Below are 21,555 nucleotides of genomic sequence, written 5' to 3' on the forward strand. Positions count from 1 at the left end.
GCGTTGTAATCCCATCGCACCATGGCATCATTATTGAAAGTATCGCTCCTACAATCCGTCGAATGCCCAGCCTGGAGGCAAGGATGGCCAGTACCAGTAAACACCCGCCCATGATCAGCCCGGCCTTGTTGGAGCGTATCGTCAACGCCTCGGACGACGGCATCGTGGTGGCCGAGCAGGAAGGCGACGAGAATATCCTGATCTATGCCAACCAGGGCTTCGAACGTCTGACGGGCTATACCATCGACGAGATTCTCTACCGCGACTGCCGTTTCCTGCAGAACGGCGATCGTGATCAACCGGGAATCGACAGAATTCGTACCGCACTGCGTGAAGGCAAGTCGTGCCGCGAGGTGCTGCGAAACTATCGCAAGGATGGCAGTCCGTTCTGGAACGAGCTGTCGATCACCCCGGTCTACGACGATGAGGACCAGCTCACTTACTTCATTGGCGTGCAGAAGGATGTCACCAACCTGGCCAAGGCGCTGGAGGAGCTGGAGACGTTGAAAACCGAGCGCGATCCCGCCTGAACGGCATCCGGGGATCATCACTTATCGCCGCCAACTGCGGCGATAGTTTTTTTTAAGCCAGGAAACGCTTGTACCCGATCGGATTCGACGATATATAGCCCGGAGCGTCACTGAGATGCGATTTCACGGGAGGGCCAAGTAATGAGCCGTGAGGATTATGTCGAGGATCAGGATTTTTCCGAAGCCATCAACGACGAACAGTTCGAACGTCCCCGCAGTAGCAAGGCAGACTCGCTGCGCGCCAGACGCCAGGTCGAGGCATTGCTGGAAGAACGCCGCCTCAAACGTGCCATCGAAGACGACTGGTACGATGATTTCGGCGACGAGGAAGAGTAGGTCGTAATTAAGAGCAGGTCGTAATAGAGCAGGTCGCGACCCTGAGCGTTGTACCGACGGGCGCCCAGGCGCCCGTTCGCATTGTCGGCATGAGTCGTTTACCCTGCCCTATCCAGGCTGCGCCCCGTTGGCGGGCGCTGCAGCATCGATTGCCTGTCTTTATCCACTGTGACTCACTGAATCGGATTTCCATGGCGCAATACGTTTACACCATGAACCGGGTGGGCAAGGTCGTCCCCCCGAAGCGCGAGATTCTGAAAGACATCTCGCTCTCCTTCTTCCCTGGCGCAAAGATCGGCGTGCTCGGTCTCAACGGCTCGGGAAAATCGACACTGCTGCGAATCATGGCCGGCGTCGATACCGAGTACAACGGCGAAGCTCGCCCGATGCCGGGTATCAATATCGGCTATCTGCCGCAGGAGCCCGAACTCGACGACAGCAAGAACGTACGCGAGACGGTCGAGGAAGCCCTGGGCGAGGTCAAAAAGGCCCAGGTGGAGCTGGAAGCCGTCTACGCCGCTTATGCCGAGCCGGACGCCGACTTCGATGCCCTGGCCGCGCAGCAGGCGCGCCTGGAGAACATCATCGAAGCCGCCGACGCCCATAATATCGAGCGCAAGCTGGAGGTCGCCGCCGAAGCGCTCCGCCTGCCGCCGTGGGAGGCCAGTGTCGGCCATCTGTCCGGGGGGGAGCGTCGCCGCGTGGCGCTTTGCCGTCTGCTGCTGTCGAGCCCGGACATGCTGTTGCTGGACGAGCCGACCAACCATCTGGATGCCGAATCGGTCGCCTGGCTCGAGCGCTTCCTGCACGACTATCCGGGGACGGTGGTGGCGATCACCCACGACCGGTACTTCCTCGACAACGTCGCCGGCTGGATTCTCGAACTCGATCGCGGTCACGGCATTCCGTTCGAAGGCAACTACTCTCAGTGGCTCGAGTCCAAGGAGCAGCGCCTCGCCCAGGAGTCCAAGCAGGAAGCCGGCCGTCAGCGCGCGATCAAGCAGGAGCTGGAGTGGGTCCGTCAGAATGCCAAGGGCCGACAGGCCAAGAGCAAGGCGCGCCTCAACCGGTTCGAGGAACTGCAGTCCGGCGACTACCAGAAGCGCAACGAGACCAACGAGATCTACATTCCGCCCGGGCCACGACTGGGCGACAAGGTCATCGAATTCCAAGATGTCAGCAAGCGCTTCGACGAGAAGATGCTGTTCGACAATCTCTCGTTCCGGGTTCCGCCCGGCGCAATCGTCGGCATCGTCGGCGGCAATGGGGCCGGCAAATCGACGCTGTTCAAGCTGATTGCCGGCAACGAGCAGCCGGATAGCGGCGAGGTGGTACTCGGCGAGACGGTCGACGTGGCCTACGTCGAACAGCTCCGCGACCATTTCGACAATACCCAGACCGTGTGGGAAGCCGTCTCCGGTGGTCAGGACATTCTCAACATCAACGGTTACGAAGTGTCTTCCCGCGCCTATGTCGGCCGGTTCAACTTCAAGGGTACCGATCAGCAGAAGCGCCTGAGCGATCTGTCCGGCGGTGAGCGTGGGCGTCTGCAACTGGCCCAGACGCTGAAGCAGGCCGCCAACGTGCTGTTGCTGGACGAACCTTCCAACGATCTGGATATCGAGACCCTGCGAGCGCTGGAGGAAGCCTTGCTGGCGTTTCCCGGTTGCGCGCTGGTCATCTCGCACGACCGCTGGTTCCTGGACCGCATCGCGACCCATATTCTCGCCTACGAGGGAGATTCAAACGTGGTGTTGTTCGAGGGGAACTACAACGAGTACGAAGCGGATTATCACAAGCGAGTTGGCAACGACACGCCGAAGCGAATGAAGTACAAGCGTATCGACGCCTGAGCCCAAAACCGCTGCTCGCTCCGACTGCCGCATGAACCAATACCCCGCCTGATGGCGGGGTAATGGTTGGTGACGGTGGCTTTCGATTCGTTTCAGCGGCCCCGTCCGCGAACCAACGAGACGACGAACAGAATCAAGAAAATCACGAATAACACTTTGGCGATCGTCGCAGCGATCCCAGCGACACCACCGAACCCAAGAACCCCGGCAATGATCGCGACGATGAGGAAAATCACGGCGTAGCTAAGCATGGCAACTCTTCCTGTGCTGACCCATTGGACTCGCCTGGGCCGGGCTATCCGGCTTCGGCAAACCGCCCTCTCGTTCCGTGAGGACAGACTCATCCTTGTCGTTCGCCGCCTTTTCGTCAAGTTTCGTACCCGACGACTCGCTCAATAAAAAGACTCCTCGCCAGGCGGGCGGGTCTTGAAACGCCGATGCAGCCAGAGATACTGCTCAGGCCGCCGACGAATCGCCTGCTCGATGAAGGCATTGACCTGAGCGGCATCGGCGACATCATCGCCGCTGGGGAAATTCTCAAGCGGCGGTAGATACTCAAGCGTGTAGGTCCGGTCGTCCGGATTGCGATGGAACATCAGCGGCATGACCGGCGCTCCCGTCATCCGCGCGATCTTGGCCGTCAGCTTGATCGATGCCGCGGAAACCCCGAAGAACGGCGCAAATACGCTCACCTCTCGGCCGAAGTCCTGATCCGGCGAATACCAGACCGCGTGACCCGACTTGATGCGACGGACGACCCCACGCAAGTCGTGACGGTCGATCGCCGCACCGAAGATATTGCGCCGGGCACGGGTCATGAAATCCTCGAATACCGGATTGTCGTGAGGGCGATAGACGACGTCCGCGGGAAAGAACAGCGAGTGCAGGGCGCCGCCGAGATCCAGGGTCGAGAAATGGATGCCGATGATCAGCGCTCCCTTTCCCTGCGCCATGGCGCGCTCCATGTGTTCGGTTCCTCGGAAAGTCACTCGATGGCGCAGATGTTCGGGATCGCGACACCAACCGGTCGCCGTCTCGAGAATACCGATTCCGTTGGCGATGAAGGTCTTCTTGACCAGTTCCGCCCGCTGCTGACCGTCCAGCTCGGGAAAACACAGCGACAGGTTGGTGTCGGTGATATGACGTCGACGCCTGGCGAGCTTCCAGGTCAGCAACCCGAGGCCGCGGCCCAACGCCAGCTTGAGACGCCAGGGTAGCATCGCCCCCGTTCGCATCAGCCCGATACCAAGCCAGGCACCCCAGTAACGGGGATGAGCGCGATTGGCAGGATAGCGTTTCTTGGCCATGATTCTTCCGATGTCGTATGAATGCCGGATCTCGTATGAATGCCGGGATGTCGTGTAAAAGGCGGATAGTGTAGCGAACTGGCGCGGGCGGGCTCTAGGCGCCCGAGTGATAACGTCGCGGCACCCTCGGCAGCAGTCCGGTCAGCAACGTGTAACCGATGGTATCACCATGGCTCGCGACTTCATCGACACTCAGCCCTCGTCCCCAAAGCACCGCCTCGCTGCCGATATCGGCTTCGGGCAGGTGACTGATATCCACCGTCAACATGTCCATCGACACACGCCCCACCAGGGGGCAGCGTTGACCATCGACCAGTATCGGCGTGCCGTCGGCGGCATGGCGATCGTAGCCGTCGCCGTAGCCAGCGGCGACCACTCCGATCCGAGACGGCCGTGAGGTGTGCCAGCGGGACCCGTAGCCTACCGGCTCCCCGCCCTGCAGAGATTGCACCGCGATGAGACGCGAGCGTAGCGTCATGACCGGTTTGAGCGACACCCCTGCGGGCAGTTCGCTCTCCAGAGGGTTGCTGCCGTAAAGCATGATGCCGGGACGATTCCACTGGCCATGGGTGACTGGCTTGGCCAGCGTCGCTGGTGAATTGGCGATACAGAGCGGGGCTTCGAGACGCTGACGGATCGATTCGATGACCCGCCACTGATGCTCGAACTGCGCGGTATCGGATTGATCGGCACTGGCAAAGTGGCTGACCAGATGAAGATCGCGGACCCGGCGGTGAGCAGCCTTCAATCGGCTCCAGCGATCGACGAACGATTCCGGGTCGTACCCGAGCCGATGCATGCCCGAATCCAGCTTGAGCCAGACCGGCAACGGTTGCGCCGCCGGATAGTTCATCACGGCATCGAACTGCCAGTCACTATGCACGACCTGCCACAACCCCAGCGCTTCGACCCGGGCCAGCTCCTTGACCTCGAAGATTCCCTCGAGCAGCAGTATCGGATGGCGAATCCCCGCCTCGCGCAGCGTCTCGGCTTCCTCCAGTGACGCCACCGCAAAGGCCGGCGCCACGGCCTCCAGCGCTTTCGCACACGCCACCGCCCCGTGACCGTAGGCGTTGGCCTTGATCACCGCCATGGAGCGGCTTTGCGGTGCCAGGGCTCTGGCGACGGCGTAATTGTGGCGCAGTGCGTCGAGATCGATATCGGCAATGAGCGGCCGGGCCATGACATTTCCTTCGATACCATCAGAAAAGCCGGTGGCTGACACCGGCCGAATACCGTCATGTTACCTTGTCGAACGGTACTTTCACCCTCTGGGACGACGTTCGGGGTCGATCGACTCGAGCCGGCTGACTGGCAAACCATCCGTCCATGAAAACGACGACGCCGCTAGGACAGCGGCGTCGATTTTGGTGCCCGATGCGGGCTGCTGGCACAGCCTGCCGACAAACCGTCTCCGGCGGGGCCGGCTGCCTGAGTGGAGCCAGCAGCGCCGGCTTCTGATCAGGGGGCGGGCGGCGGCGTCGGACGCGCGCCGATGTCATCAACAGCCGACGCGCCATCATCGTCGATCGTGGTCAGAGAGACCGGATCACTGTCGCGCAGCCAGCGATTGGTACCGCGAATCACGTCGAGATTCAACACGCCAGCCTGCTGGCGCAGCTGCAGCAGATCCGTGACATAGGTGTAACGGGCATCGGCATAATTGGAAATCGACTCGTAGAGCGCCTGCTCGGCATCCAGCACATCGACGATATTACGGGTACCTACTTCGTATCCGGCGCGGGTCGCTTCCAGTGCGCTGCGACTGGAGACGATCGCCTCACGCTGCGCCTCGACCGACTCGACGTCGTTGCTGACCTGGGCGAACAGCGAGCGCACCTGCTGCGTGGTAAAGCGACGCTGATCTTCGAAATCGTACTGGGTCGCCTCCAGCGTATAGGTATTCTCGCGGACCGATGCACTGGTGGATCCGCCGGTATAGATCGGCAGGTTGGCCTGAACACCGACTTGCAGATCCTCTCCGTGGCCTCGGGTGTAGTCATTATCGCTATCGGAATAGGAGTAGTCCGCGAACGCATCCAGCGTCGGCAGATGGCCTGCCTGGGCGATATCGACGCCAGATTTCGCGAGTTCCACGGACGCCTGGGCATACTGGATCGACGGGCTGCTGGCCAGCGCCAGGTCCACCCAGTCGTCGCGATTGGCGGGCATGGGTGGCTCGATCGGCAGATCGTCCGCCAAACTTTCGATGCTGGGATACCGTCGGCCCGTCAGGCGCTCGAGTGCTTCGAAACTCACCTGAAGGTCGCTCTTGGCCGCAATCCGCTCAGCTCGGGCCGAATCATAGGCGGCCTTCGCCTCGTTGACGTCGGTAATTGCCACCAGACCCACGTTGAACTGTTCGTTGGATTGCTCCAGCTGCCGCCCGATCGCCTTCTCCTGCGCCTGGCTGGCGTCCAGCACCTCCTTGGCTCGCAGGATCTCGAAATAGGCCTCGGCGACATCATAAAGCAGTTGCTGCTGGTCGATTTCCAACTGCAACGACTGCTGACCGACCTGCTTCTTGCTCTGGAGGTACTCGTACCAGTTGGTCGCATCGAACAGCGCCTGGGTGACATTGACGCCTGCGCTACTGCCGTTGTAGCTGTCATCACTACCCGCCCCGCCACTGCCGCTACCGGCGCTCAGCGTCGAGCTCTGTTCGTCGAAGACTTTCTGGTGATACAGACTGCCGGTCGCGCTGATCTGCGGCAGCAAGTCGCCACGCTCGACGTCCTGGCCCGCTTCGGTACTCTTGAACGTCGAGCGCGAGGAGTTCAACGTCGCGGAGTGCTCCAGTGCATCCTGCGTGATGGTCAGTAGATCCGCCGCATGGGCCGAGGGCACGAACGCTGCCACGACCAGCAGAGAAATGGCATGTCGCAAGGGGGAGCGCGACGGCAACGAGATGAGAGGCGACATCGAGACATTTCCTATCGTTGAGCACTGAAGACGATATACAACCGATCATGCGAGTCAGGCTTGAACGTATACAAGCCAGCCGACACTAGCGGTAGCGACACTGTCGGCATCGCCCAGAAACCCAATCATGGCTATTTTTCCGGCGGACTCAAGACGCCGATAGTCTTCGACGCCATCAGGGCCACACTACAAATGGCCGAGGCGCCAGCATGTCTGCTGACGCCTCGGCTGAGGTTTACATACAATGCCGCATGTATGCTGCCGGATCAATAGCGAGACCAACCCTTCACGGACATTTGCGCATTTATGCGCCCGAAGCCGCTTATTCGAAGATCGAGTCCATCGACAGGCCCTGTTTTTCCAGCATGCGGCGCAACTTCTTGAGTGCCTCGACCTGAATTTGACGGACCCGTTCACGCGTCAGTCCGATCTCTTCGCCGACCTCTTCCAGCGTGGCCGCTTCATGCCCGCGCAGGCCAAAGCGACGAAGAACGACCTCGCGCTGTTTTTCGCTCAGCTCGATCAGCCATTCGTCGACATGCTGCTTGACGTCGTCGTCGACCAAGTTGGATTCCGGGCCATCTTCGTTTTCGTCGGCGATCGTATCGATCAGTGGCTTGTCGCTCTCGGCGCCCATCGGGTAATCGACGGAGGAGACACGCTCGTTGAGTCCCAACATGCGCTTGACAGTACCCACCGGCTTGTCCAGGAACTCGGCGATCTCTTCGGCGGTCGCCTCGTGATCGAGCTTCTGAGTCAGCTCGCGGGCGGCACGCAGATAGATATTGAGTTCCTTGACCACGTGGATCGGCAGGCGAATCGTCCGCGTCTGGTTCATCAGCGCCCGTTCGATGGTCTGGCGAATCCACCAGGTGGCGTAGGTCGAGAAACGAAACCCTCGCTCGGGATCGAATTTCTCGACGGCGCGAATCAACCCCAGGTTACCTTCCTCGATCAGATCGAGCAGCGACAACCCCCGATTGAGATATCGCCGCGCGATCTTGACCACCAGGCGCAGATTGGACTCGATCATCCGCTGACGCCCGGCCGGGTCGCCCTTCTGCGCAAGACGGCCGAAATGCACCTCTTCTTCGGGAGTCAGCAGCGGCGAAAACCCGATCTCGTTGAGATAGATCTGTGTCGCATCGAGACTTTGGTGGTAGGAATTTTCTTCACGGTTCAACGCTTTCTCAAAAGCGCTTTCATCATCCTTGCGACCCGCATTGTCGATATCGACTTCTGCAGTATCACCGTCGAGCTCAACATCCTGAATTTCCCGTTCAAGCATGCTCATGTCCACTACCCCCAATCTTGGCTACCTGAGTCCCTCGCCATGACCATCCTTCATCAAGGCGACCGCGTATTCCTTGCAGTGTTATAACTTTCCCTAGTTATCCCGGTTCGCCAAATCCCCGTATCGAATGTCGCCGTTATCGATCACCGACCTCGACGTCGCCCCGTAAGGCAACTACGTTGAGGTCGAGTGATTGGATGCGGCCTTCGATGATGGATTCGGCAAGCCCTTCATCGACAGTCCGAAGACTGTCGATGTAAAAAATCAACGCGCAGGCAGGTATTGCAGTGGGTCTTGAGGTTGTCCGTTCACGCGAACCTCGAAATGTAGCTCGACCTGGTCAGCATCCGTCTGACCCATCGTCGCTATCGTTTCTCCGGCCTCAACGACATCGTTTTCCTTCACTTTCAACGCGTCGTTGTGAGCGTAAGCACTCAAGAAGCGATCATTGTGCTTGAGGATGATGAGGTTGCCATATCCCCGCACACCGTCGCCGGCATACACCACAATCCCTGGTCCGGCTGCTTTGACAGGTTGCCCCTTTTGACCGGCAATATCAATGCCGGGAGTTATGTTCGAATCATCCTGGAATTTGCCGACCACCTGACCACTGGCCGGCCACTGCCAAGGCACGTTTTCGACCGGCTTGTAGGTTCTATCGGAACGGTCTGGCGCCCCGCTGGGCTCGCCCGCGACCTCGGTACCCGCATCGTTTCCTGCCGCCGTCTTCGTGTTGCTCCGGTTCATGGAAGCAGAAGACGATGACGATTCGGTGTCAGTTGGCGTCGAACCGGACGCCACTTGCGAGCTGCTGGACTGACCCGCGCCGGCGTTGGCGTTTGCCGTAGAAGAACTCTGCTGCGAGCCGCTGCTCGCCTCATTCCGAGCGACGTTCCGGGTAGCGCTCGACGTACCGCTCTGGTCATTGCCCTGCGCGTAGACCGGTCCCGGGTTCGAAGAGGACGCGCCGGTGGTGCCCTTCCCTCCATTCTGCGACGCGTCTTGCGCGCTTCCCGCTGCCGCGCTTCCGCCTGAGGGCAGCAACCAGGAGGGGTTGTCACCGTCGGCCGCCGCGGACTGCGCCTGATTGGCACCGCTACCCGCAGCGCCCAGCCCCGTCGCGGTCACTCCGCCGCCACTACTGGCAACGGTTTGGCCGGCGTCGATAGTCGCCCCGGCTTTCAGCCTGAGTTGCTGGCCCGGCTCCAGACGATAGGGAGGCGAAATGCCGTTGAGCTGCGCAAGATCACGAAAATCGACCCGGTTCTGCCAGGCAATGCCGTAGATCGTATCGCCACTCTTGACGGTGTAGCTGGAGTTCGTCGTGCTGTTGCGGCTGACAGAGAGATCCTGCACCTGAGGCCGGCCGCTCGAAGTCGAGCAGGCGCTCAACCCCACGGCGAAGACGGGGAGAAGCCCCAGTAACAGTGCAGTTCGACGTTTACTCATAAGAAAATTCCTTTTTCGTGACGGACAGCGAACAGCAGCCGATGAACCGTGTCATGACGCCTCCCGGCGCTCTCCCAGACACATTACCACCACAATGCCGGCGAGGATCAACACGCCGGCCAGCAGCCACTGTGAGGGCTGACCGGTGATCGCCGCGTACTCCGAAGGCATCAGATAGTGGTATGCAAGAGCTACCTGCTGGCCATCGGCTCCCATGCGGTAGCTCGCTATCTGACGCCAGGGCCAGAGTTGCGGCAAGGAACCCAGAATGAAACCGACGATCGCCATCAGCGTGATCGCATGATAATGACGCAACAACCAGGACAGCAGCCGGGAAAAGGTGAAGAGACCCAGGAGACAGCCAGCCCCAAAGACGGCTATCAGGCCGACATCGAAACTCTTGATGCCGCTCATCACCGTGCCGTAGAGCCCCATCACCAGCAGCAGAAAGCTGCCCGACACGCCCGGCAACAGCATCGCACTGATGGCGATGGCACCCGCGACAAAGAGCGTCGCGTCGCCGGCTCGGCTCATGTCCGGCAACAGGTGCGGCAAGAACGCCGCAACGACCAACCCCATCAGCACCGGGAGCAGGTAACGCCAGCGCCAATGGCCGACCTGTCGCATGACCACCCAGGCCGACGCCAACACCAATCCGAAGAAGAACGCGTTGAGCGGCAATTGATGATGCGCCATCAACCAGGTCACCAGATGGGCAACCGTCACCAGGCTGAGCCCGATCCCCACCACCAGCGGCACCAGAAAGCGCAGGTTGAGGTAGCTCACCAGTCCGGTCAAACCCTGCTGACGCCAGACGCCGAAGGCGCCCGGCCCGAAGCGTTTGATGGTCTCGATCAGCTCCTGATAGATACCCACGATCAGGGCGATGGTGCCACCCGAGACGCCCGGCACGGCATCTGCCGCCCCCATCCCCATACCCTTCAATACGGTTTTCGCGATGCGCTTCAACGAATGACTCCCTCAAGCAATGGTACGAAACGCACCTCTTCGAGACGCTGATGATCGAATGCCAGCCCACGCCGGCGGACCCGCGTCAGCCACTGACGTCCCTCGCTGTCCGCCAGTGGCGCAATCAGTACCCCGCCATCACGCAGTTGCCTCAACAGCGGCTGGGGCAGCTCACTGGCGCAGGCGGTCAGCAACACGACGTCGAACGGCGCTGCCTGCGGCCAGCCCATGCCACCATCGGCGTGGCGTAGATTGACGTTGTGCGCGCCCAGACGCTTCAGGCGCTGCCGAGCCCGAGACTGCAGCGCCGCGATACGCTCCACGCTCCAGACGCTCCTGACCAGACGCGACAGAATCAACGTCTGGTAGCCTGAGCCAGTGCCGATCTCCAGCACGCGCTGCGGCTCGGCCAGAGCCACCAATTCACTCATCCGCGCCACGATCCAGGGCTGAGACAGGGTCTGTCCCAACCCCAGTGGCAGAGACGTGTCTTCATAGGCACGGTGCGCCAACGCCTCGTCGAGAAACAGATGGCGCGGTTCGGCCGCCATCACTTCCAGCACGCGAGCATGGCGGATTCCGCCTGCCGCCAGACGTTCGACCATGCGATTGCGTGTTCGTTGCGACGTCATGCCGACGCCGCTCAGTTCTTCAGGCGTGTGACAGTCCATCCAGCCAGCCCTGTACGTCGTTTAGCGTCTCGTGACGGGTCAGATCGGTTTGCAGCGGCGTGATCGAGACGAAGCCCGCCTCGATCGCCGCGAAATCGGTATCGGGACCGTCATCGGCATTTTCCGAGACCGCCGCGATCCAGTAGCGGTCACGCCCGCGTGGATCCTTGACGTGTATCGGCTGCGAAGCCGGACCGCGATACCCCAGACGCGTCACCCGGAAGCCGCGAATGTCGCCCCACGGCAGATCCGGCACGTTGACATTGAGCAGACTGCGAGGCGGCAGCGACAGCGCCTCCGCCGCGCCGACGAGACTCGCGGCAACGCGTCCGGCGGTCTCGAAGTGGCGCTGCCCGCAGAGCGAAATGGCCACTGCTGCCATGCCTAGATTGCGTCCTTCCATGGCCGCCGCGACGGTGCCCGAGTAGAGCACGTCGTCACCCAGGTTGCCGCCATGATTGATCCCGGAGATCACCAGATCGGGTTTCTCTTCCCACACGCCGTTGACACCCAGGTAGACGCAGTCAGCCGGCGTGCCGTCGACGCTGTAGAACCCATTGTCCAGTGCGGTCAACGCCAACGGTCGTGTCAGCGTCAGCGAATTGCTGGCACCGCTCATGTCACGATCCGGCGCCACCACTCGCAGCCGCGAGTAGCTTTCGAGAGCTCGCGCCAGAGCCCTCAATCCTGGAGCATGGACGCCGTCGTCGTTGGACAACAACAGTCTGCGCATCTCTTGATCCTCATGATGAGTTGCCGAAATCGGCGGCGTCAGATCAGCGACGGATGCTGAAACAGCTCTCGCAGCACCGACGTGGCAAAGGCACCTCGCGGTAACGAGAAGGAGAGCCAGACCGCATCATCCGCGGCTTCCCAGCTGGCGTCGGCAAGCCGCAGCCGAAGCGGCCTCCGATCCTGACGTACCCCGGCCTGGATGAGACCGTCAGCCAATTCGGCGAAGCCGGTCGCGATGGCCGTTTCCCGCCCGGCGACGTCGGCAAGGCTCTCCAGCCGGCCCTTTCCCCACAGCGGCCCGGTCGGATGCAGGTCACCGGCCTGCGCTCTGGCCAGCAGCTGCTGATCGATCGTCTCGCAGGCAAAGCGGCTCGCGGTGCCATCCAGATTCAGTACGTCGCCAGGCTGCGGCACGCACCAGCTGCCATCGGCTACCCGAGCCGACAGCACCGCGTTGAAAAGATAGCTGCGCGCCGTGGATAACAGCAGCCCCTGCGGATCCTGGCGTTTGCGCCAGCCACGAGCCAGCAGCTGGCGGGCGCGATGCAGATTGCGTCCGGCGGGGCCAAAACGCTGCGGGCCGAAATAGTTGGGCACGCCGTCGGCAACCAGTCGATCCCAGCGCTCTCGCGTAGCCGAAGAGGCAATCGCTTCGCCCTGGATTCTAAGACGGAACCGATTGGCCCGATGCACGCCGCGTTTCAGCTTACGCGGATGCCGAACCGCTTCGAGACACTCGACATGGCGCTCGGCCAGCCCCGCCTTCCAGCCCGGCGGCGGCTCGCGACCGGGCAGCGCCAGCGAGAACCACTGACGCGTGACCGCATCGCGATCCTTGAGACCACTGAAACCCACGTCCCGCACCGGGATGTCGACCGCCCGAGCCAGCAGACGCGCCAGATCCGGCGTGGTCGACCCGCGCTTTTCCAGCCACAACCACAGATGCTCGCCCTGCCCTTCCGGCGTGAAATCGAACTGCTCCTCGACCTGGAAATCCTCGGCCCGCTGGCGATAGTCACCGGCGACGGTCGGCATGCCCGCGACGTAACACCAGTTCGGCGGCCACGAATCGACGGTTGGCGGCGCCGGATCGCTCATTCGCCGCTCGCGATCAGCAGCGCCACCGCTTCCGCGGCGATACCTTCACCACGCCCGGTGAAGCCGAGGCGCTCGGTCGTCGTCGCCTTGACGTTGACCGCGCCCAGCTCGACGTCAAGATCGGCCGCGATCGTCTCGCGCATCCCCGGAATCCATTCGGCCATGCGCGGCGCCTGTGCCATCAGCGTGGCATCGAGATTGCCGATTCGATAGCCGGCGTCATGCACCAGCCCGACGACGTGGCGCAGCAGCGCCCGACTGTCGGCACCTTTCCAGGCCGGGTCGGTATCCGGAAAGTGACGACCGATGTCGCCCAGCGCACAGGCGCCCAGCAACGCATCGCTGACGGCATGTAAAAGCACGTCGCCGTCGGAGTGGGCGACGAAACCGCGATCGAACGGCAAGCGGACGCCGCCAATCATCAGATGGTCGCCGTCACCGAAGCGGTGCACGTCGAAACCATGTCCGATTCTGACACTCATGCTTCCACTCCTTGCCCGCCGACATGCGTTGCCGATTCCCGCTGCACGGCCAGAATTCGTGCGGCCATGGCCAGATCCTCGGGATGGGTGATCTTGAGATTGTCGCGGCTACCGGCGACGAGTCTGGGTGCCAGCCCCATGGCTTCGATCGCCGAGGCTTCATCGGTCACCATCATGCCGGTGGCCAGCGCCGCGTCGAGCGCCTGACGGAGTAGATCGAAGCGGAATACCTGCGGCGTCAGCGCGTGCCAGAGACCATCGCGCGGTTCGGTGTGGCTGACGCGACCGCGGGCGTCGGCGCGCTTCATGGTATCGGCCGCCGGCGTTGCCAGCAGCGCGCCGATCGCCTCGTCTTCGAGCGCTTCGCGCAGCGCCTGCAGATCCTGGAGCCGCACGCAGGGTCGGGCGGCGTCATGCACCAGCACCCAATCGTCGTCCGCCGCCTGCTCCACCAGTGTCGACAGCGCACGGCCTACCGTGTCGGCACGTTCATCACCGCCGCCGACACGCTGCCACGCCTCGAAAGGCACGTCCGCAGGATCGAAATACTCGTCGTCGGGGTCGAGACACAGCCGCAGAACGGCCTCGGGAAACGCCTGATGCAGGCGCTCGAGCGTGCGGGCCAGCACGCTTTTTCCCTGGAGCATCAGGTATTGCTTGGGGCGGTCGGCCTGCATGCGCTGGCCACGACCGGCGGCAGGTACGATCAACCATAGCGTCATGGCTGCACGACTCCCGTACGGGCGGCGGGTCCATCACCGGAATCGTCGACACCGGGCACCCAGAAGAACTGCTCGTCCTGGCGAACCATGCCGATATCGCTGCGCGCGCGCTCCTCGATGGCATCGAGACCGTTCTTGAGATCGACGACCTCGGCGGCCAGACGATCATTGCGCGCCTTGAGCGTATCGGTATTACCCTCCAGGGTATCGGCGCGCGCCTGGATGTCGTTGAATTCTCGAATGCCGCCCTCGCCGAACCACAGCCGGTACTGCATCAGCCCCAGCATGACAACCAGTACTACAATGACCCATTTCCACATCGCCAAGGCTTCCGGTCGGCACGTTTCATTTCGAACAGTTCTTCCTGAACAGTTTCGTTCCAGACAGCGCACCTACCCGGAAAAAGGGAGGCAGGCCCGCTGTCGGAGCGGGCTCATTATGCCATCATCGCCGCACGCGGCCCACCGTCACGACAGAATCCGAATCGGAGGATCCTCATGTACAAACTGGCGTTCTTCGTTCCCGAATCCCACCTGGAAAGCGTCAAATCCGCGGTCTTCGCCAGCGGTGCCGGCCGCATCGGGGATTACGAGGCGTGCTGTTTCCAGCTGCGCGGCCAGGGCCAGTTTCGGCCGCTCGCAGGGGCGCAGCCGCACATCGGTGCCGCCGGCAGGCTGGAAAGTGTCGAAGAGTATCGGGTCGAACTGGTCTGCGCGGACGATCGAATCCGCGCGGCGATCGCAGCGTTGATCGATGCGCACCCCTACGAGGAGCCGGCCTTCGACGTCTGGCCGCTGAGCAGTCTGGCGTCGCTGCCGAAAGACCGATTCGACGAGCGCTGACGGCCGGCCGCGCTCAAGCGGAACCGAAAAAGCGTTCGCGTTCTTCCTGGCCAATCTGGCTAAGGTGCAGTTCGAAAGTGCCCCGACGGCGATCGTCGAAGAAGTGTCGCAGCGTGCGCTCGATGGTCGGAAACGCGAGTTCATCCCACGGAATCTGCGACTCGTCGAACAGCTCGACCTCGAGACTTTCCGGGCCGGCCGCGAAATCGCCATCGAGATCACCGAGAAAAATCATGTAGACCTGATTGATGTGCGGCAAACTGATCAGGGTATACAGTGTCGGATCGTCGACGACAGCGCGAGCCTCCTCGCGAGTCTCCCTCAGCGCGGCCTCCTGGACGGTTTCGGCGTTTTCCATGAAACCCGCCGGCAGGGTCCAGAACCCCTTGCGCGGCGAAATGGCGCGTCGACACAGCAGGATACGCTCTCCGGCGACCGGTAGCGTACCAGCCACGATGCGCGGATTCTGGTAATGGACGGTGCCACAGGCATCACACAGAAACCGGGGACGATCGTCGCCATCGGGAATCGCAAAACGCACGGTATGGCCGCAGTGGCTACAGTAATTCATAGAGTCTCGGTTCAGAGCGCCTCGGTTTCACGGGAGCGGGATTCGAGATTTCGCGGGAGCCGCCGGTCGCCGTGGATCGGTACGCCGGGCCGTTCAAGGTCGAAAGCCAGGGTCGAAAGCTAGAGTCAAAATGCATGTTAGAGAAAGTCCGTGAACGCCTGCAAGCACATCGCCCGCGTCGTTTGAACAATGCCTATCCTCAGGCGGCGGTTCTGCTACCCATCGTCGCTCGGCCCGAGCCCACGCTGCTGTTCACCCAGCGCACGGCTCATCTCTCCCAGCACGCCGGACAGGTCGCCTTTCCGGGGGGCAAGCGTGAGCCCGAGGATATCGACCTGCTCGCCACTGCGCTGCGGGAAACGCAGGAGGAGATCGCCCTCGCACCCGCGCAGGTCGAGATCATCGGCCGGCTGAGTGACGTCATCTCGCTCTACGGTCTGCGTGTGACGCCATACGTCGGGTTGATCGCCCCCGATCTGTCGCTGGTGGCGGAGCCGGGGGAAATCGAGACGATCTTCGAGGTACCGCTGCGTCTTTTCATCGATGATCGCCGCAGCCACACCGATGTCATCCCCGTCGACGACCGGTCCTGGTATGTTCCCAGTTACCCTTTCGAGGGCCGCGTGATCTGGGGATTGTCGGCCATGATGCTGGTCGAGCTGCTGGCCGTCGGGTTCGAAAGCGACATCGCGCTGGACCGCAAACCCGAGCAGGGAGAGCTGCGCTATCACCCGCAGCGCCGGCGCCAGACCGCGGCGCGTTCCGACCAATCCGGCAAGGTTCTCAAGTGAGGGCTTCATGACACCTCGAGATGCCCATCACGCCTTCTGGGACAGTACCCAACTACCCGCGTTGATCGACGGGCTGGTAGAGCGCGGCTGGTATGTCGGCGAGCGCTTTCTCGGTGCCGGACTATGTCAGGAGTTGCTGGACGAACTGCAGCTGTTGCATCAGCGGGCGGCGCTTCAGGAAGCAGCCATCGGTCGCGGGGACGAACGCACGCTGAGGCGCGACATTCGCGGCGACGCCATCCACTGGCTGGATCGGGAGAGCCTGGCGCAACGGCGTTACCTCGCGCTGATGAGCGAACTCCAGCAGCAGATCAACATCGCGCTCTACGCCGGACTGTTCGAATTCGAGGCTCACTTCGCCCACTATCCGCCCGGGGCGTTCTACCGCAAGCACTACGACAGCTTTCGCGGTCGCGCCAATCGCATCATTTCGACGGTGCTTTACCTCAACCCGGACTGGCCGGTCGACGGTGGCGGTGAAATGGTGCTCTACGACGAACACGAGACCGAACGCGAGGTGGCGCGCGTTCACCCCGACGCCGGGACCTTTGCCTGCTTTCTCTCTGATCGCATTCCGCATGAAGTGCTGCCGACTCGACAGCCTCGCGTCAGTATCGCCGGTTGGTTCCGGCGCAATGCTTCATTGGGCGGGGTGATCGACCCGGCGGCCTAATCGGTCGCCGAGGTCCGATGGCTGGGATTGTCTCGTCTTTGCGCCAGGGGCGTCGCAGCGTCGCCTGCCCCGTCGCTCCTGGTGTCGTTCTCCCTATCATCGGGGAGCGCCGTTTCCACATCCGGCACCACCTGCGACAGATCTTCCAGATGCTCGTGCTCGATCGCGCCCTGTACCAGCTCGTCGGTCACGCTGAGCTCGGCGCCCACCACCGTTTGATGGGGATTGGACGTGAATGGTGCCATCGGCATCGGCGCCGGACGCCGACTCCGGCGCCAGACGAAGAATGCCACCAGCACCGCGCCCAGCCCTGACAGCGCCACGAACAACCCGGCGTCGCCGACATGAATCATCAACGGCGTGATCAGCGGCGGACTGAGCGTCGCACCCAGCGCATTGATCAGCAGCAGACCCTGACTCATTCGCACCAGCGCGCCGGCCGGCGCACGGTCGGCGGCATGGCTTACCGCCACCGGATAGAGTGCAAACACGCCACCGCCCACCAGAAACAGCATGGCCGCCAGCACGCCAGGCAGATCCGGCAACAGCAACACCCCGCCGCACAATAGCGCCAGGACTCCACCAATCAGAATCAGCACGATCTGACGGTCGTGCCGATCCGACCAGCGACCGATGGGGTATTGCAGCAGCATGCCGCCAAGAATCACGATCGCCATCATTTCACCGATCTGCTGCACCTCGAAACCGCTGCGCTGCAGGTAGAGCGGCAGCAGGCTGTAGATCGCCGATACTGCCAGTCCCGAACCGAAACAGCCCATCACGCCGGTCGGCGTCACTGTGATCAGCCGCCAGGGCGACAGCGGTTCGGCGTGCTCGATCAACGGCGAGACCCGCGGGATCATGCCCAGCGGCAGCACCGACAGCGACGCCAGCATGGCGATGATCATGAACGGCTGGCTGGCACCGGCATGGTCCGCCACGCCCAGCAGCAGCTGCCCGATGACCCCGGCGCCGTAGAGCGCGATCATGTACAGCGCCAGCAGCCGGCCTCGCACTCGCGTATCGGCGGCGGTCAGCAGCCAGCTCTCGATGACCAGATAGACGCCCAGCGTCGCCCAGCCGCCGATCAGGCGCAGCGTGAACCACAGCTCGGCGTTGAGCCATAGCCCTTGCAGCAGCACGGTGACTGCCACCAGCGACGCGAAGCAGGCATAGGCGCGGATATGGCCGATCCGCAGCAGCAGCCGATCGTTGAACAACGCCCCGATGGCCAGCCCGATATAGTAGGCCGCCGAAACCCAGCCGATGGTGGTGACCGACTCACCGGCCGCATCCAGGCGCAGGGTAATCAGCGAGGCCAGAAAGCCGTTACCGATACCCAGGATGAAAAGACCGAGTAGCGGTGCCAGCGCCATGGAAAGCAACTGCCGGGACATAAGGCCAAGAACCTCGAACGTGCAAATCGAATAAGGCCGGCGACCCGTGCGTGAGGCACCGCGCCGACAGTTCCATTCGAGTCGGCGATGGATCACATCGACTCGAACGATCAGGAAAGCGTGTGAGTGCTCGCAGACTCGGTGGTGGCGTTGGCTCTCGCCAGGGAGGCAACGTCATGAAGCCAGCAGCGAGCGCACTATACGCCCGGTGTTGCGCCAAAAGAAGCCAGAAAAACATCGTTAAAATAGGTCATTGCGCCGTTTTGGCGCAACGGCGGGATCATCATTACCGGTGGTTATTCAAAGCACCTGATTGACAAACGAAAATTACCGTCAACATCGCGTCGAACACCGTAATACCAACCACGCCACCACCAACGAAGGGTGGCCGCCAGCGGCTTTTTGTCACATAACGGCGTATGCTTGGCCATTAGCACGCTAATCCGTCCGTTCTTCCCTTCCCTGCCTCACGCCCAGGACACCATGCCCGCAGACGCTTCCGCCAGTCCCGACAGCCCCGTTTATCGCCAGCCCGGTTTCGTCCCCTTTCTTGCCTCCCGTCTCTGCGCGGTCTTCGCCATGCAGATCCAGGCGATCGTGGTGGCGTGGCAGGTCTACGACATCACCCACGATCCGCTGACACTGGGCTATGTCGGCCTGGCGCAGTTTCTACCGATGGTCCTGCTGCTGCTGCCGGCCGGCGACGTGGTCGACCGCTTCGATCGCAAGCGGATCCTGCAACTCAGTTGGGCCGCGCAGGCACTCTGCAGCGTGTTGCTGATTCTGCTATCGCTGGAGCAGCCCGATTCGCCGCTACCGTTCTACGCGGTGCTGGTGCTGTTCGGCGCCGCCCGCGCCTTCACCGGGCCCACGCTGCAGAGTCTGCTGCCGCAGATCGTGCCGCGCGATCAGTTGGGCAAGGCGATCGCCGTCAACTCGTCGATCATGAAGATCGGGGTCATCGGCGGCCCGATGCTGGGCGGGCTGCTTTACGCCTTCGGCCCGACGCTGACCTACAGCGTCAACCTGGCCTGCTTCCTGGTCGCCCAACTGGCGCTGGCCGGCGTGCCGGTACGCTATGCCTTCGAGCGCGTCCAGACCGACGATACCGCCTGGCAGCGTTTCACCGCCGGCATTCATTACATCCGCAACAAGCCGGTGATTCTCGGGGTCATCTCGCTGGATCTGTTCGCCGTGCTGTTCGGAGGGATCGTTGCGCTGCTGCCGGTCTACGCCCATGAAATTCTGCATGTCGGCCCGGAGGGGCTCGGCGCGCTTCGCAGCTCGATCGCCATCGGCGCGTTTCTGATGGGACTCTATCTCGGCGTTCGCGCCATCAAGCGCCATGCCGGCATGATCATGTTCGCCGCGGTGGCGGTGTTCGGCATCGCCAACCTGGTGTTCGCCCTCTCCCACTGGTTCTGGCTCTCGTTCGGCGCCCTGCTGATCGCGGGTGCCGCCGACATGATCAGCGTCTACGTGCGCCTGACGCTGTTGCAGCTCGCGACACCAGACGAGATGCGCGGCCGGGTCAACGCCGTCAACATGCTGTTCATCGGTGCCTCCAATGAACTCGGGGAGTTCGAATCCGGCGTCACGGCGTCGTGGTTCGGCACCGTGCCCGCAGCTGTCATCGGCTCGGTCGGTACATTGGCGATCGTCGGGATATGGATGTGGAGCTTCCCGGTGCTGAGGCACGCCGATCGTCTCGACGGCGTCGAAGAAGAGCCGCCAGCCCCGTCACGTCCCGAACCCGCCGGCAAGTCGGCGTGATTCGATGAAAAGACCGGCAAACGCCATCACGCGTCCCGGCTTGCGTACTCGAACAGCTTGGCCAGCCGCGCTGCTACCGGCGTCAGCGGTACGCCACGACGTTTGATCATGTGAAAGGTCGCCAGCGGCAGCGGGTCATCCAGGGTCAGCTCCATCAGTTCGCCCATGCCATGCTGCGCGGTCATCTGCGAGGCAAACGCACCGACCATCTCGCTGTGCTGGATCAGATTGAGCGAAGTGGTGAACGAGTCGCACACCACGCTCACCTGATCACGCGAGAAACCGTGACGTTCCAGGGTGTCGGCGAGATCCGCGTAATAGCCGCTTCGTGCCGTTGGCAGCACCCAGTCGCAGTCGATCAACTCCTTCAACCGGGTGGCGCCCGCTCTGGGATGGTCCTGTCGCAGGACCACGACGAAGGGCGTCGAGAAAAGCGGTAGCGCCTCGAGATCGCTATCGAGCACGCCGCTGGAGAGCGTATTGATCGAGAAGTCCAGCTCACCGTCGCGCAACCCCGCCACCATCGATGACAACTGGCCTTCGATCACCCGTAGCCTGACGTTGGGCAGTTCCCGCCGGAAGCGCGCGACGACCTGTGGCAGCAGCGTGCGCGCGACCGTGGCCGAAGCCCCCATCACGATCTGCCCGCGCAGCACCCCATTCAACTGCTCGACGTTCTCCCGCGCCCGGCGCAGTTCCTCGATGATCAGATGCGCGTGTTGATCGAACGCTCGCCCGGAGTCGGTCAGCGTCACGCCCTGGGAAGTGCGCACCAGCAGCGCCGCGCCCAATCCCTCTTCCAGCTCGCGAATCGCCTTGGTCAGCCCCGGTTGGGACAGCCCCAGCTCACGCGCTGCCGCACGAATACTGCCGCGGCGCGACACCTCGACGAAGGCCCGAATCTGGTGGAGCTTGATCGGATACTGCATACGGCGACTCCCACTGCGCGATCACCGCAGGTTATCACCAAAAAGTAATCGACATCTTTTGCGAATCTCGAGCCGGCTCTACTGTTGACGAGTCGACGCCACCAGACTCCCGACTTCAGCCCCGGGTTTCCGGATCCAGATCTTCAGTCTGACGTTCTGAAGACGATGACGACGACATGCTCGAGGTCCAGACGCCATAACACAATCGATC

The 21,555-nt window shown here is 62.3% G+C and carries 23 protein-coding genes; 7 read left to right on the forward strand and 16 right to left on the reverse strand.

What is annotated here, in order from left to right; translation table 11 throughout:
- Positions 1–83 precede the first annotated feature (83 nt).
- The 3 genes from BTW07_RS16335 to ettA all read left to right on the forward strand — a co-directional run bounded on the left by BTW07_RS16335 (position 84) and on the right by ettA (position 2,719).
- Positions 84–530 carry a PAS domain-containing protein gene (locus BTW07_RS16335; protein WP_232823906.1) on the forward strand — a complete coding sequence of 149 codons (447 nt, stop codon included), beginning with the start codon at positions 84–86 and terminating at the stop codon, positions 528–530.
- A gap of 141 nt (positions 531–671) precedes the next feature.
- Positions 672–866 carry a PA3496 family putative envelope integrity protein gene (locus BTW07_RS16340; RefSeq protein WP_198651317.1) on the forward strand — a complete coding sequence of 65 codons (195 nt, stop codon included), beginning with the start codon at positions 672–674 and terminating at the stop codon, positions 864–866.
- Between the two features lie 191 nt (positions 867–1,057).
- Complete coding sequence (ettA, locus tag BTW07_RS16345; protein WP_075571243.1) at positions 1,058–2,719, forward strand: energy-dependent translational throttle protein EttA; 1,662 nt, start codon at positions 1,058–1,060, stop codon at positions 2,717–2,719.
- Positions 2,720–2,811: 92 nt separating this feature from the next.
- Here the strand turns inward: ettA and BTW07_RS16350 are convergent, their stop codons facing one another.
- The 13 genes from BTW07_RS16350 to ftsB all read right to left on the reverse strand — a co-directional run bounded on the left by BTW07_RS16350 (position 2,812) and on the right by ftsB (position 14,688).
- On the reverse strand, positions 2,812–2,970 hold the full coding sequence (locus BTW07_RS16350; RefSeq protein WP_075571244.1) for a DUF1328 domain-containing protein: 159 nt from the start codon (positions 2,968–2,970) through the stop codon (positions 2,812–2,814).
- A gap of 141 nt (positions 2,971–3,111) precedes the next feature.
- Positions 3,112–4,026, reverse strand: a complete 915-nt coding sequence (gene lpxL / locus BTW07_RS16355; protein WP_075571245.1) for an LpxL/LpxP family Kdo(2)-lipid IV(A) lauroyl/palmitoleoyl acyltransferase — start codon at positions 4,024–4,026, stop codon at positions 3,112–3,114.
- A 94-nt stretch (positions 4,027–4,120) separates the two neighbouring features.
- Positions 4,121–5,209 (reverse strand): alanine racemase, encoded by a 1,089-nt coding sequence (alr, locus tag BTW07_RS16360; RefSeq protein WP_075571246.1) that lies wholly within the window; start codon positions 5,207–5,209, stop codon positions 4,121–4,123.
- 278 nt (positions 5,210–5,487) lie between these two features.
- Positions 5,488–6,948 (reverse strand): TolC family outer membrane protein, encoded by a 1,461-nt coding sequence (locus tag BTW07_RS16365; RefSeq protein ID WP_075571247.1) that lies wholly within the window; start codon positions 6,946–6,948, stop codon positions 5,488–5,490.
- A gap of 322 nt (positions 6,949–7,270) precedes the next feature.
- On the reverse strand, positions 7,271–8,242 hold the full coding sequence (gene rpoS, locus BTW07_RS16370; protein ID WP_075571248.1) for an RNA polymerase sigma factor RpoS: 972 nt from the start codon (positions 8,240–8,242) through the stop codon (positions 7,271–7,273).
- 264 nt (positions 8,243–8,506) lie between these two features.
- Positions 8,507–9,691 (reverse strand): peptidoglycan DD-metalloendopeptidase family protein, encoded by a 1,185-nt coding sequence (locus BTW07_RS16375; RefSeq protein ID WP_075571249.1) that lies wholly within the window; start codon positions 9,689–9,691, stop codon positions 8,507–8,509.
- Positions 9,692–9,742: 51 nt separating this feature from the next.
- On the reverse strand, positions 9,743–10,660 hold the full coding sequence (locus BTW07_RS16380; protein ID WP_232823907.1) for a DUF368 domain-containing protein: 918 nt from the start codon (positions 10,658–10,660) through the stop codon (positions 9,743–9,745).
- On the reverse strand, positions 10,657–11,292 hold the full coding sequence (locus BTW07_RS16385; RefSeq protein WP_244158417.1) for a protein-L-isoaspartate(D-aspartate) O-methyltransferase: 636 nt from the start codon (positions 11,290–11,292) through the stop codon (positions 10,657–10,659). The genes BTW07_RS16380 and BTW07_RS16385 overlap by 4 nt, the downstream gene beginning before the upstream one ends.
- A gap of 19 nt (positions 11,293–11,311) precedes the next feature.
- Positions 11,312–12,064, reverse strand: coding sequence for a 5'/3'-nucleotidase SurE (gene surE, locus BTW07_RS16390; RefSeq protein ID WP_075571251.1), 753 nt, complete (start codon positions 12,062–12,064; stop codon positions 11,312–11,314).
- A gap of 38 nt (positions 12,065–12,102) precedes the next feature.
- Positions 12,103–13,164, reverse strand: coding sequence for a tRNA pseudouridine(13) synthase TruD (truD, locus tag BTW07_RS16395; protein WP_083941958.1), 1,062 nt, complete (start codon positions 13,162–13,164; stop codon positions 12,103–12,105).
- Complete coding sequence (ispF, locus tag BTW07_RS16400; protein WP_075571252.1) at positions 13,161–13,646, reverse strand: 2-C-methyl-D-erythritol 2,4-cyclodiphosphate synthase; 486 nt, start codon at positions 13,644–13,646, stop codon at positions 13,161–13,163. Before ispF ends, truD begins: the two co-directional genes overlap by 4 nt.
- The gene (ispD, locus tag BTW07_RS16405) at positions 13,643–14,368 is read right to left on the reverse strand and encodes a 2-C-methyl-D-erythritol 4-phosphate cytidylyltransferase (protein ID WP_075571253.1); all 726 of its coding nucleotides are present in this window, start codon (positions 14,366–14,368) and stop codon (positions 13,643–13,645) included. Before ispD ends, ispF begins: the two co-directional genes overlap by 4 nt.
- Positions 14,365–14,688 (reverse strand): cell division protein FtsB, encoded by a 324-nt coding sequence (gene ftsB / locus BTW07_RS16410; RefSeq protein WP_075571254.1) that lies wholly within the window; start codon positions 14,686–14,688, stop codon positions 14,365–14,367. Before ftsB ends, ispD begins: the two co-directional genes overlap by 4 nt.
- Positions 14,689–14,865: 177 nt before the next feature.
- Between ftsB and BTW07_RS16415 the strand changes: the two genes are divergently transcribed.
- Positions 14,866–15,210, forward strand: coding sequence for a YqfO family protein (locus BTW07_RS16415; RefSeq protein WP_075571255.1), 345 nt, complete (start codon positions 14,866–14,868; stop codon positions 15,208–15,210).
- A gap of 13 nt (positions 15,211–15,223) precedes the next feature.
- Here the strand turns inward: BTW07_RS16415 and BTW07_RS16420 are convergent, their stop codons facing one another.
- Positions 15,224–15,781: an NUDIX hydrolase gene (locus tag BTW07_RS16420; RefSeq protein WP_075571256.1), complete on the reverse strand. Its 558-nt coding sequence runs from the start codon at positions 15,779–15,781 to the stop codon at positions 15,224–15,226.
- A gap of 134 nt (positions 15,782–15,915) precedes the next feature.
- On the opposite strand from BTW07_RS16420, the gene BTW07_RS16425 reads away from it, so the two are divergent.
- Together BTW07_RS16425 and BTW07_RS16430 are read left to right on the forward strand one after the other, a co-directional pair.
- Positions 15,916–16,572, forward strand: coding sequence for a CoA pyrophosphatase (locus tag BTW07_RS16425; protein ID WP_075571257.1), 657 nt, complete (start codon positions 15,916–15,918; stop codon positions 16,570–16,572).
- 7 nt (positions 16,573–16,579) lie between these two features.
- Complete coding sequence (locus tag BTW07_RS16430; protein ID WP_075571258.1) at positions 16,580–17,245, forward strand: 2OG-Fe(II) oxygenase; 666 nt, start codon at positions 16,580–16,582, stop codon at positions 17,243–17,245.
- Here the strand turns inward: BTW07_RS16430 and BTW07_RS16435 are convergent.
- A complete protein-coding gene (locus BTW07_RS16435; RefSeq protein WP_083941960.1) occupies positions 17,242–18,642 on the reverse strand; it encodes an MFS transporter in 1,401 nt (466 codons plus the stop codon). The genes BTW07_RS16430 and BTW07_RS16435 overlap by 4 nt on opposite strands.
- A 483-nt stretch (positions 18,643–19,125) precedes the next feature.
- On the opposite strand from BTW07_RS16435, the gene BTW07_RS16440 reads away from it, so the two are divergent.
- Entirely contained in the window at positions 19,126–20,415 is a 1,290-nt protein-coding gene (locus BTW07_RS16440; RefSeq protein WP_083941962.1) for an MFS transporter, read from the forward strand.
- 26 nt (positions 20,416–20,441) lie between these two features.
- On the opposite strand, the gene BTW07_RS16445 is transcribed toward BTW07_RS16440, so the two are convergent.
- Positions 20,442–21,344: a LysR substrate-binding domain-containing protein gene (locus BTW07_RS16445; RefSeq protein WP_075571259.1), complete on the reverse strand. Its 903-nt coding sequence runs from the start codon at positions 21,342–21,344 to the stop codon at positions 20,442–20,444.
- Positions 21,345–21,555 lie beyond the last annotated feature (211 nt).

Origin of the sequence: Salinicola socius (genome assembly GCF_001937195.1) — a bacterium.
Lineage (GTDB): Bacteria > Pseudomonadota > Gammaproteobacteria > Pseudomonadales > Halomonadaceae > Salinicola > Salinicola socius.